The organism is Nostoc sp. CMAA1605 (genome assembly GCF_021596505.1).
GTDB lineage: Bacteria > Cyanobacteriota > Cyanobacteriia > Cyanobacteriales > Nostocaceae > Trichormus.
On record NZ_PJIZ01000094.1, the window covers coordinates 22,615 to 34,887 of the forward strand.

The 12,273-nt window shown below is 41.4% G+C and carries 10 protein-coding genes; 4 read left to right on the forward strand and 6 right to left on the reverse strand.

Features of this window, described 5'->3' with window-relative positions; genetic code table 11:
* Positions 1 to 37 precede the first annotated feature (37 nt).
* The 3 genes from CV014_RS24105 to rpsB form a co-directional block, all read right to left on the reverse strand.
* Positions 38 to 922 (reverse strand): hypothetical protein, encoded by an 885-nt coding sequence (locus CV014_RS24105; RefSeq protein WP_236144342.1) that lies wholly within the window; start codon positions 920 to 922, stop codon positions 38 to 40.
* 356 nt (positions 923 to 1,278) lie between these two features.
* On the reverse strand, positions 1,279 to 2,220 hold the full coding sequence (gene tsf, locus CV014_RS24110; RefSeq protein WP_236144343.1) for a translation elongation factor Ts: 942 nt from the start codon (positions 2,218 to 2,220) through the stop codon (positions 1,279 to 1,281).
* A 405-nt stretch (positions 2,221 to 2,625) separates the two neighbouring features.
* A complete protein-coding gene (gene rpsB, locus CV014_RS24115; protein WP_236144344.1) occupies positions 2,626 to 3,414 on the reverse strand; it encodes a 30S ribosomal protein S2 in 789 nt (262 codons plus the stop codon).
* A gap of 113 nt (positions 3,415 to 3,527) precedes the next feature.
* Between rpsB and CV014_RS24120 the strand changes: the two genes are divergently transcribed.
* Complete coding sequence (locus CV014_RS24120; protein ID WP_236144345.1) at positions 3,528 to 3,758, forward strand: hypothetical protein; 231 nt, start codon at positions 3,528 to 3,530, stop codon at positions 3,756 to 3,758.
* Here the strand turns inward: CV014_RS24120 and CV014_RS24125 are convergent.
* Positions 3,712 to 4,680 carry a glycosyltransferase family 2 protein gene (locus CV014_RS24125; RefSeq protein ID WP_236144346.1) on the reverse strand — a complete coding sequence of 323 codons (969 nt, stop codon included), beginning with the start codon at positions 4,678 to 4,680 and terminating at the stop codon, positions 3,712 to 3,714. The two genes, CV014_RS24120 and CV014_RS24125, sit on opposite strands and share 47 nt — an antisense overlap.
* A 716-nt stretch (positions 4,681 to 5,396) precedes the next feature.
* On the opposite strand from CV014_RS24125, the gene CV014_RS24130 reads away from it, so the two are divergent.
* On the forward strand, positions 5,397 to 7,586 hold the full coding sequence (locus CV014_RS24130) for a PhoX family protein (RefSeq protein ID WP_236144347.1): 2,190 nt from the start codon (positions 5,397 to 5,399) through the stop codon (positions 7,584 to 7,586).
* A 118-nt stretch (positions 7,587 to 7,704) separates the two neighbouring features.
* Here the strand turns inward: CV014_RS24130 and CV014_RS24135 are convergent, their stop codons facing one another.
* Entirely contained in the window at positions 7,705 to 8,238 is a 534-nt protein-coding gene (locus tag CV014_RS24135; RefSeq protein ID WP_236144348.1) for a PEP-CTERM sorting domain-containing protein, read from the reverse strand.
* Between the two features lie 214 nt (positions 8,239 to 8,452).
* On the opposite strand from CV014_RS24135, the gene CV014_RS24140 reads away from it, so the two are divergent.
* Positions 8,453 to 8,752 carry a protealysin inhibitor emfourin gene (locus tag CV014_RS24140; protein ID WP_236144349.1) on the forward strand — a complete coding sequence of 100 codons (300 nt, stop codon included), beginning with the start codon at positions 8,453 to 8,455 and terminating at the stop codon, positions 8,750 to 8,752.
* Positions 8,753 to 8,843: 91 nt separating this feature from the next.
* On the opposite strand, the gene CV014_RS24145 is transcribed toward CV014_RS24140, so the two are convergent.
* Positions 8,844 to 9,770: a cobalamin-binding protein gene (locus tag CV014_RS24145; RefSeq protein ID WP_236144350.1), complete on the reverse strand. Its 927-nt coding sequence runs from the start codon at positions 9,768 to 9,770 to the stop codon at positions 8,844 to 8,846.
* A 553-nt stretch (positions 9,771 to 10,323) separates the two neighbouring features.
* On the opposite strand from CV014_RS24145, the gene CV014_RS24150 reads away from it, so the two are divergent.
* Positions 10,324 to 12,045, forward strand: a complete 1,722-nt coding sequence (locus CV014_RS24150; RefSeq protein WP_236144351.1) for a sensor histidine kinase — start codon at positions 10,324 to 10,326, stop codon at positions 12,043 to 12,045.
* The last annotated feature ends 228 nt before the right edge of the window (positions 12,046 to 12,273 follow it).

Genomic DNA, 12,273 nt, shown 5'->3' on the forward strand with positions numbered 1-12,273 from the left:
TAGTCACTACTGTGGACTGTGGACTTTGGACTATTGACTAATCTTCATACCAACTCGCACGCCATGCGGCTTCGGCTTCAGCAATTGAGCGTTCTCTTTGCTTCTTTTGATACTCCCTTCCTAGTTTATTCAGTTGTCCTAAGATTTCACGAATTTGTTTGCGATGATTAGCAACTGTTGTGTCAGCAAATTCGATTTCCCCTAAGCGCAAATTAATAGTCATGATTTGAGTTAAACCAGATTTTTCTGTATCTTGCTCGTCGGCAATCTCCAGAACTAAGTTAAGAATGTTGGGTGGCCCTGGCATCATCTCGGCTGAACCTTCTGAAGCGGCTGCGGCTGCGGCTTCTAAAACAGGTTCTGGCAGTTTTTGCGGTAAAATTCCGGCATTTTGTAAGATTAAATTAGCCTCATGGGAAACTTTTCTGAGGGTTTGTTGCATTTGCACTTCTAAATGCTGTTGCCATTTCGCTAATTCGATGGGGTTGGAAGTTTCGACAATATAAGTTTGAGGCGATGAATGTTTAACTGATTCACTCGGTGAAGATGATAGCTCAGATGGTATTTCCCCTTCTGTAGTTTCTAGGGAAGTTACTATTTCTTCTACATTTTCCTCATCTTCCTCGTCTTCCTCATCTTCCTGACTCATCAAACTGCTGATTAATATCTCGGCAGCTTTTTGACCTAACTTGCGAATGCTTTGTTGCAGTTGTTGTCGCTGATTTAATGACAACTTCAGAAAGTTTTCTGGATAGCCTTGGGTACACAGGTGATAACTAGCGAGGATTAATTGTTTTCTTAGTGCTTGACCCAAAGCCGCTAAATAACTAGCATAAGCCATTTGCAGTTCTCTAGCGATCGCCTGAATCGCTTCTTGCAACACAGCAAGTTCTCGTTCAATTCGCTCAATAGCTCTAACCATATCTTCACCCACCGGAGCCTTATATGGTACAAATGTATGTTTATTTAGTAAAGAATCAGTTCTAAATTTTAAAAATTTTAAATAAAATACAGGTCAGGCAATTAGCTTGACCTGTCCAGAAGATAGTGCTGAGTAGTGAGAGTAATGAGTAAGAAGTAATAAGTAATGAGTAATTTTGTCTTGTTTCAGTATCTATGTACTGATTTTTTGACATAACATTGAAGAAACCTTTCAACTCAGCACGGGCTAAACGCCCCGCTACCGCTAACAGCACTCAGCACTCATTACTACTTAGCTCTTAGCACTCAGCACTCATTACTACTCAGCACTCAGCACTCAGCACTCATTACTCATTACTACTTAGCACCCATTTGAGCTGCTACTTCTTCAGCAAAGTTACTTTCTTGTTTTTCAATACCTTCACCTAAGATGTAGCGCACGAAACGGCTCACAGTCACATCTTCACCAACTTTCGCCTTCACTTGCTTGACTAGTTCTTCTACAGAAATACTTTGGTCGCGAATGTAGGGTTGGTCTAGCAAGGTCATCTCTTTCAGACGCTTTTCAATTCGCCCCTGAACGATTTTTTCTCGGATGTTTTCTGGTTTGTTAGCCAAGTCTTCCTTGCCCATTTCGATGTCTTTTTCTTTTTGGACAACTTCGGCAGGAATGTTGTCTACACTGACATACTCAACGTTGGGACAAGCAGCTACTTGCATAGCTGAGTTCCGCGCCAAAGCTTGGAATTCCTCGTTAGTAGTAGGTGCTTCTGATTTAGAGCTAACCTCAACCAATACACCAACTCTACCGCCAGTGTGGATGTAGCTGTCTACTACTCCTGGTGTGTCTTGGATAGCAAAATTGACAAAGCGACGTACTTGAATGTTTTCACCTAAGTTAGCAATGCTTTGCTTGATGAATTCATCTACAGTGACGCTGTTATCTTCGATGTAAGGTTGAGCCAGCAAAGATTCTAAGCTATCAGCTGTTGCTGCTTGCTGGGCTAGGTTCTTAACTAGGGCTTTAAAAGCATCGTTACGGGCAACAAAATCTGTTTGGCAGTTGACTTCTATGAGTACACCTACTTTGCCGCCGGGCTGAACGAAGGTTTCTACTAAACCTTCAGCCGCAATGCGATCGCTTTTTTTACCCGCAGAGGCGATACCTTTTTTCCGTAGCCAGTCTATGGCTTCTTCGACATTGCCGTTGGTTTCTTTCAACGCCTTTTTACAGTCCATCATGCCTGCACCAGTTTTTTGGCGTAGCTCTTGGACGAGTTTTGCAGATATTTCCGCCATGTTGCCTCAATTCCTAACTTGACCTTGAGTTGTTATCGCTCACCAAAGCAGTGTTGAGTGCTGAGTTGAGGGTGGTATGAGGAAGAAACCAACAATTGTTTTTTGTTTATTTCTCCAACTCGATCTTTAAAAACCATAATCAGCACCCAGCATTCATGACTCAGCACTAAGCAAGAGTTTTGAGTATTTCTATCTTACTCAGGGCTGGGGAAGAAAAAACGATGAAATTCAAACTATTGGAGATGAAGCATGAGGTGTGAGCTTGATCTGCTTCATCTTCCATTTTGATTTAGTGTTAAAAGCTATTGCACTGGGAAAATTTACACTGATTCTGCATCTGCCGTTAAATTTTGACATTCAACCAGCAACGAGTAATTATGTCTTTCCCAGTACAAAAACAGTTGATTATTCTTCTTCGTCGTCGGAAGCAAACTCACTGTAATCACTTTCTTCGTAATCGTACTCTTCCTCTGCACCTTCGTAATCTTCGTATTCTTCCTCGGCATCTAGCTGACCGTGACGACCTTCATAAATAGCATCTGCTAATTTGCCCACGATCAATTTAATTGATCTGATTGCGTCGTCGTTAGCTGGGATGGGAATATCTACTACATCTGGATCACAATTTGTATCCAGCATAGATACGATGGGGATAGAGAGTTTTTGGCATTCTTGGACAGCGTTATATTCCCGACGTTGGTCAACAATTATCACGACATCAGGAACTTTCCGCATGGTTTTGATACCACCCAAATATTTTTGCAGCTTCGCCATCTCACGACGCAGCATAGAAGCTTCTTTCTTGGGCAATAAATCTAACGCACCGTTTTCTTCCCGCCGTTCCAAATCTTTCAGGCGGTCTACTCTGGTTTTGATAGTTGCCCAGTTGGTGAGCATTCCACCTAGCCAGCGTTGGTTGATATAGTGAGAACCACAACGGGCAGCTTCTTGGGCAATAATCCCTGCTGCTTGCCGCTTTGTGCCTACAAAGAGAAACTTTTTACCCTGCTCCGCCTGCGATCGCATATAGTTATACGCTTCATCCATCAATTGGGCTGTTTGCACCAAGTCGATGATATGTACACCATTACGCGCAGTGTAAATGTATGGAGACATTTTAGGATTCCAGCGTCGGGTCTGATGCCCAAAGTGAACCCCTGACTCCATCATTTGAGCCAATGAAACAACTGGCATATATTTTTTTACTCCTATTCGGGTTAAACCTCCATCCAGGCGTATTTCTCCATGAGAAACACCCGAATTCCCAGATGTGCGGAATTTAGACAACTCTACTAGGGTAGCACAGAATGGGGCATTGGGAATGGGGAATTGGGCAGGGGGCAGGGGGCAGGGGGCAGGGGGCAGGGGAGCAGGGGAAGCAGAGGAGAAAAACTAATAACTCACAACTCAGCACTCACAACTCAGCACTCAGCACTCAGCACTCACAACTCAGCACTCACAACTCAGCACTCAGCACTCAGCACTCAGCACTCACAACTCAGCACTCAATTGAGCATAAGCCTCGTACACACCCTTGACGTTGTACCAGTTGAGGAAAATTCGGGCGATTTCTAAAGCTAGCTGGGGTTTACCTGAATCAATCAACCACTGTAACAACGGTTTCATGGTGCGTTCATTTAATGCGCCGTTGAGGGAAAGAATCCCCCACAGTAAACGATGTATCCAGGTCATTTGAATCATCATTTTGACTTCCCAGGTGGGATGCTTCTGATAAAACAAAACTCCCATCCGTCCCCTTTGAATTTCTTTCTCGATGAGGTTGGGGATTTGCTCTAAGTTAAATGGGGGATGCCAATGATAACCGACGGCGGCGGGACATTTAATCAGTTTCAAACCCAGGTTTTTGAGTCTGACACCTAGTTCTAAGTCTTCCCAGCCGTAAAGTTGAAAGCCTGTGTCAAATAATCCGGCTTGTACTAGCCAGTGTTTAGGGATGGCGACGTTACCTGTGGCGAAAAAGGCGGCGGAGAAGTCTGTGATTTTATAGGGTTCGGCGGTGGGATTGTCAAAATTACAAGTATTAATAACTGCACCGTAAGTAAAAAAGCGATCGCTGCCTAATTTCTCCTTACCCTGCACTAAAGCATCTGCATGGGCTTGCAGGAAGTTTTCTAGGACTACTAAATCACTATCTATAAATATAATGATGTCCCCTTGCGCCTGTTCAACGCCCAAATTCCGCGCCGCCGCCGGGCCTGCATGGTCTTGCTCAAACCAACGCACATGGGGAAAATCTTCTTTATTTGCCTTTAACCAATCCAGCGTACCGTCAGTAGAACCATCATCTACTAAGACAATTTCATAATTACCTACAACGCTTGATGCGCTTAGTTGCTGCATTTCTAAGGCTCGCAAGCATTTTTCTAGAATCGGCTGGCGATTATAAGTTGGTATCACAACGCTGATAAACACAGTCTCACCCACAACACAACTACCCATCTCCAGAATAGGACAGCCTGGTACTCAACACAGTTCCTAGTGCGTCCTGAGAACTGAATTCGTGACTCAGCGTTAACAGATAACGCGCAAAAGTCAACCAATTTTAGATTTTAATTTCTGGGTTGAATCTAAAATCCAAAATCTAAAATTCGGAGGTTCAATACAAAAATCGTACTTTCTTCATGAGTAATGGCAAACGGACTGTCCCTGCAAAACAGTATTTTCCCTCAAAAAATAATTGTTAATAAACTAATATTAATTATTGTATAACCTAATCTTAATTTTCTTTAATTAGATTTTCAGTAACCGTTGTTAGTTTCAGCACCATAAACCACTATTAGAGAATATTTGATAAGTCTTTTGTGGCTCACTATTCTAATTCGATTGTAGTCACACGCCTTTATTGAAAAGGCTTGTCAGCATCCTATTATTATGCCTGCCTCAATATAAATAGGATGAATTAGTCAAACAATAGGACTCAATCAAATATTTTCTGAGTTGTGGTTTTTGCCGATCATTAACTGTTGATATCAATAAAAATTGAGGTTCATGTGTAATTTGATGTTTTTTTGTTGTCAAACAAAATGACCAAAAGAGTGCTGAGTAAAAAGTAAGGTTAATTGAACTCAACACCTAGCACTCAGCACTACTGAATCTTTTATTTACAAGATGAACTTAACAGTTAACTCATTAGTGTCAAAATGGAGAACTAGGTAATGAAGGGACGCTTTCACCCCAAAAATAACGTGACGCTTAACCAATCTCGTAACGAATCAATTCGTGATGTGATTGATCGCGTCAGCATGAGTCGGCGGCGGTTCATCATGACGGCAGCTAGTGCATCGGTGCTAACTGTGGTAGGTGAAGTTTCGATTGGAGGCATTCTCCAGAGTGTTGAAGCAGCTCCAATTCCCAAGGGAACAGGATTTGGTGGTATTGGCTTTAAGAGTGTTCCACCTAATGTATTCAATCCAACTACAGGAGTTCTAGAAAAGGATCTTGTTAGTGTTCCTGAAGGTTATACAGCTAAAGTATTGTTTGCTTGGGGAGATCCCATTATGCCAGGCGCACCGACTTGGTTAGCAGATGCTTCCCAAGATGCTGCTGCTCAAGCAATGCAAGTGGGGATGCACCATGATGGTATGCACTACTTCCCCTTATCACAAGGTAATGTAGTTGGTCGGACAGTTAGTTCCCAAGCAAGATCATTAAGAAGCTTTTTAAACCAGCCGATTAACAATGGTTTGTTATGTGTAAACCATGAATATACCCAGGAAAATATCCTACATGGTTCTGAAGGTCTAAGTCCCGTCACCATTCAAAAAGTACGGAAGTCTCAGGCTGCTCATGGCGTGTCTATTGTCGAAATTTCCAAAAACGGCAATGAATGGACTTACAATCGCAATTCACCCTATGGTCGTCGCATTACCAGTAATACTGAGATGCGAGTTTCGGGGCCTGCGGCTGGGGATGCCTTGTTAAAGTCGAAGAAGTTTAACATTACTCCCACAGGCTCTACTGAAATCGGCACAAACGACGGCTACACCGCATATGGTACAGTCAACAACTGTGCCAACGGTTACACACCTTGGGATACTTATTTAACTTGTGAAGAAAACTGGAACGGTTACTTTGGCAATCGGGGTGAAGCTTTAGTCTCTACTCCAGGGATTGAAGACTCAGAGATTCTGACAGGACAAAATCGTTATGGTCTTTCTGCTAACGGTGCTGGCTATAGTTGGCATGAAGTTGACCCACGCTTCAACAACCGTACCAACCCACTAGAACCCCATTTATTTGGCTGGGTAGTTGAGATTGATCCATATGATCCTCTAAGTAAGCCAGTTAAGCGGACGGCTCTAGGTAGATTTAAGCATGAAAGCGCACAGGTTGTGGTGGATGACAACAATCGGGTGGCTTTCTATATGGGTGATGATGAACGTAACGAGTATATCTACAAGTTCGTTTGCGCTCAAGCCTATAATCCTGGTAATCGTGCAGCTAACCGCGATTTGATGGATTCTGGTATTCTTTACGTGGCCAAATTCAATGACAATGGTACTGGTCAGTGGTTGCCTTTAGTCTATGGTCAAAATGGTTTGACACCAGAAAACGGTTTTAGAAGCCAGGCTGAGGTTCTAGTTAAGACTCGTCAGGCGGCGGATAGAGTCGGTGCAACCATGATGGATAGACCAGAGTGGACAGCAGTACGTCCTCGCATTGGTGGATATAAAGAGATTGAGGTCTACTGTACATTAACCAACAATAACCGTCGTGGTACAGCAACCCCACCTACTGTCAACCAAGTAAATGGTTCAACAGTTGCGGGTAGTGCGCGTCCTCCTGTAGATGCGGCTAACCCCCGTCCTAGTAATTTGTACGGTCATATTATTCGCTGGCGTGAAGATGGACGTACTGTGACAGCAACAACTTTCAAATGGGATATTTTTGTTCAAGGTGGCGACAGAAACAGAACTGAAGCCAATTTTCAAGGCAATATCAATGGTGATGATTTCAGTTCACCTGATGGTTTGTGGTTTGATGACTTCGGTCGTCTTTGGATTCAAACTGATCAAGCTGGTGATGGTCGTGGTAGCACAATCAATGGTGTTCCTGAGCTAATCAACATTGGTAGTAATGGTATGTTTTGTGCTGACCCCAACACCAAACAGGTGAGACGCTTCTTAACTAGTCCTACAGATTGTGAGGTCACTGGTATTACTAGCACACCTGATGGTAAAGCGATGTTCATCAATATTCAGCATCCTGGTGATAGTGGAACTACCGCAAATCCCACATTATCTAGTAACTGGCCTTTTAGCCAAGGTTATGGTTTAGCTGGCCGTCCCCGTTCTGCAACGGTAGTTATTACCCGCAATGATGGTGGTGTGGTTGGTGGTTTGTAATTCAGAATTCTCTCATTCATAATTTATGTAGTAGAGACGTTGCATTACAACGTCTCTATTTTTTTACGTAAAAAAAGACAGGAAAAAAACCTGTCTTTTTGGTATGAAAAAACTGTTTTTAGCCTGCCAAGGCTGCTTTTTTCTTACGCTTCATCCATAGCCCTAAAGTAGTAGCGATCGCAGTTCCACCCACAGCAAATGGTTCTGGTACTTTGGTGTAAGTGACTGTACCTGCCAATGTTGTATCGACTGAGTTACTGATTGTGTAAAAGTTGTTTCCGCCTATCTCTGGGGTACTGGGTTCACTACCAATGAGAAACTGATCAGCTACAAAATAGCTGAGTCCTTGGAATTGACCTGCATCAAAAGTGACTACAGGGAATGAATCAAAATCAACATCATCAGCTTCTGTATAGTTATTTCCTAGATAATTGAATGTGACTTTGAGTCCACTTTCTACCCCTAATCTTTCCTCTCCTAGACCAGTTAAAAATGAGTCATCATATTTGAAAGTGCCAAAATATTGAGTAGCAGGGGTATCGACTGTGAAATTATAATTTACTATAGCTGCTTGTGCTGGTTTAGACGCGATCGCAGCTACAGAAATGGCGGTGGCAATAGTAGCAAGACCTAAGTTTTTACCTAATGTCATGAAAAAATACTCCCAGGTTTAATAGTGAATCCTTACGCAATTTCACTTAATAAACCTTTAGGCAATGACTCAAGGTTAAGGAATATCAAATAAAAGGTTAAGTAGCAACAGACTGACGATATACAGCAGTTAGTAACTTCACGTTTTGAATTGTCCTAGTCACTATTTGTCTACCTCTTGCTAAACTGGAGTCAAATATTTATATTTCTCTACAATGCAAGTATATTTAGAACGCACGGGGGGGTTTACTGGGATTAGTAAAACTATCCATGTTGACACGGACACTCTCCCAACTCCGACAGCAGAGGAATTATCTACACTTGTCGCCTCAGCAGATTTTTTCCAACTACCTGAACAAATAATTCCTGAGCATTCCCAGTGCGATCGCTTTCAATATAGACTAACTGTAGAAAATTATGGTCAGCAACACACAGTAATTGTCAGTGAAACTGCGCTCACTAACACCTTAAGAAATCTCATTGAATACTTGAATCAGTTACAAATATCTCAATAAAACATTTTGGCTATTTTCAAAAGGGATTGGGGACTGGGGACTGGGGACTGGGGATTGGGGATATTCAAATTTTGCCTTTTGCCTTTTGCCTTTACAATCTCTCCCAGGCTTTTCCTTTGTAACCGTAATCAAAAATCTCTGGATGTATAATTTCTGCCATAATTTCTAGAGAATCTACTAATCTGGGGCCTGGACGGTTAAAGTAGGCATTGCCATCGGTTATGTAGACTCTACCGCTTTTCATCGCGTGGAGTTTTTGCCAGTCTGGGTGCTGGGCGACTAGTTCCGCTTCTTGACGGGTGCGATTTAAGTCAAAACCACAAGGCATAAAAATGATCACATCTGGGTTACTAATCAATAGGTTTTCCCATTGCAGGTGGGGAGATGGTTGACCTGTGACACAAAATAATGATTGTCCTCCAGCTAAGTTGGTAAGTTCAGGAATCCAATTAGCTGCTACCATGAGGGGATTTGTCCATTCAATACAGGCGACGGTCGGTAATTCTACTAAGGACAGCCCTTGAATTTTTCGTTGACAAATTCTAACACGAGCCTCTAGGTTTTCTAAGAGTTGAACAGCATCAACATTAAAGATACGCCCTACACGCTCAATATCCTTCCAAACGTCTGCTAGCAGGTTAGGTTGTAAAGAAACAACTTGCGGAGAGCTTTGAGTCAGTTCAGCCACAGCCTTTTCTACTTCTTGTAAGCTGACGGCGCAAACATTACACTGATCTTGGGTCAAGATATGAGTGGGCTGCAATTGTTCTAAGATATCGGTTTTGACTTGGTAAATACTGAGAGCCGACTGTAGCAAATTATTTATCTGATCGTGGATTTGTTCACTGGAGGTATTACTATCTAGACGCGCTTGGGTGCAAATAGGACGGTTTGTAATTTCTGGGGGATAGTCACATTCATGCGATCGCCCAACCACATAATCTGTTAAACCCAAGGCTGCTAAAATCTCTGTTCCACTGGGAATCAGAGAAACAATTCTGATATGAGAATTTTGCATAATTTTACCACCTCTCGATCAGAGGCTCTAGCCTGAGTTTAATTGTGACAAAATTTAGCTGTGACAGTATCTTTCTATAGGAGAATACACAAATATTAATTTCTTAAACATTATAAAAATGAGTGTATCTATGTATATAGATAATGGTAAAAATATAAAAGCATTTATACAATATTAATCATTTCGTCAGTAGTTAGTCAGAATCGCTATCTAAAATACTTTTGTTAATGTATAGTTTGATCAATATTTATTGATTCTGATTTACCGTTACCATACTGCACCATGAACTGAATTTTTAAAATTTATGTGAAATTTTTATTAAAAGTTCACAAATATATGTTGTTTGTAATTGGTCGCGACCAATTTGAAACCTGATATCAAGTTAAAAACAGCATATCAAAACGCAGATTCGTTTAAAAGCATAATTCGTACAAAATTAGCCAAAAAAATATACCTTATGGGTATGTAAATGTGTATATCAAAGTTGTATTTATATAAACAGTTCTATTCATGTTTTAGAACTGCAATGCAAAGTGATTTCTGTTGAAAACACATGCAGGTGCTAGTGGTAAAAGATATTACTAAGTTTCCACAGTCCCAAGAGGTACTGTCAATTTCAGACAAAGAGCGACGAAAACATAGCCAAACACTACTGCATTTAGCAAGTAGCAGAACCTTTCAGACAGGAACTCTAACTGCTGTATTCAGAGAAATAACAGAGGCTGCGGCGCACGCACTTTTAGTGCAGCGCGTGAGTGTGTGGTTTTACAATCAAGAAGTTTCAGGAATTGAATGTCTTGATTTATACAATATTGACAATCAAGAGCATACTTTTGGCCAGGTTTTGTCAAAAGCAAATTACCCTGCTTACTTCCAAGCTTTAGCAGTAGGAGAGAGCCTACACATTAATAACGTCATCATAGACCAAAGAACTCAAGAATTATTTACAACTTATCTTTCTATTTTCGAGGTAATTTCGCTACTCAGTACACCAATTTGGTTAGGAAATCGTTTGGTGGGGTTTTTGTGGTGCGAACATTGTCACGAAGTTCGGGAGTGGACTGGAGAGGAAAAATATTTTGCTGGTGCGATCGCTGATTTTGTATCATTAGCTATTGAAGCCAGGGAACGTAACGCAGCACAGGTAGCAACACAAAAAAGTGAAGCTTTATATCGAGCTATTTTTGAGAATTCAGTAGTGGGAATTGCAGTTATAAATCAGACAACCCAGATATTAGATATGAATCCTGGATTATGTCAAATGCTGGGTTACAGTCGAGAAGAATTATGTAGTCAAAACTTCACTGATTATATTTTTCAGACACAAGCAGAGTTAGATAATTATCAAAAATTATTAGGAGAACTATATACAAATCTTCATCAACATCATGCACAACAACACGTTGAAATTGATAGACGCTTCTTACATAAAAACGGCAAATTAGTTTGGGCGAAACTTTGTATCTCCGTCATGCCTAATTCTGATAATGAGACTGAACTACTATTAGTAATTGTCAAGGATATGACTGAATACAAAAAAACAGAGTTGCAACTGCGTGCCTCACAAGCAGCAGCAGAAGCAGGGAGTAGAGCCAAAAGCGAGTTTTTAGCAACTATGAGCCATGAATTGCGAACACCTTTAAATGCGATTATGGGGTTATCGCAACTATTACAGCATGAGATAGCAGGCTCTTTAAATGACAAGCAAAAAGAATATATTAATTGTATATATAGTAGTGGCGAACATTTGCTAACAATGATTAATGATATTTTAGACTTATCAAAGGTGGAATTAGGTAAGGAAGAGTTATCATTAGAGCCGATATCAGTTGTAGATTTATGTAATTATTTGTTATCGATTGCCAGCGATCGCGCCCATGAGAAAGGCTTAAAACTAACTCATGAAATTGACCCTGCTGTCAAGATTTGCATAGCTGATGAATATCGTTTGAAGCAAATGTTATTCAACTTGCTGACTAATGCGATTAAATTTACCATTAGTGGCGAAGTTTCCTTAATAGTCAAAAAAGCCTATCAAGGAATCACATTTACAGTTGCAGATACAGGAATTGGCATTGATCCTAGTCAATTTAAATTTTTATTTGAGCCATTTAAACAGCTAGATAGTAAATTGAATCGTCAATATGAAGGGACAGGATTAGGTTTAGCTTTGACACGGAAATTAGCTAGGTTACACGGTGGTGATGTCACAGTAACATCAACGTTGGGAGTAGGAAGTCAGTTCACCTTGTTTTTACCAGAACAGGAGATTTGAGGTATGGGGCATAGGGCATAGGGCATGGGGCATGGGGAAGAGAAGAGGAATTGGTGCAGGCTTTCGCCGTGAGCGTCAGCCGAACGGGTGCAGGGTGCAAGGGGGAGGGCAATGTCCCCATTTCTCCCTACTCCCTGCCTTCTGTCTCCCAGTCCCCAATCCCCAATCCCTAATCCCTAATCCCGGCGTTGCATAAATGCGGGATGAATTAAGCTTTTCTAGCAAAGT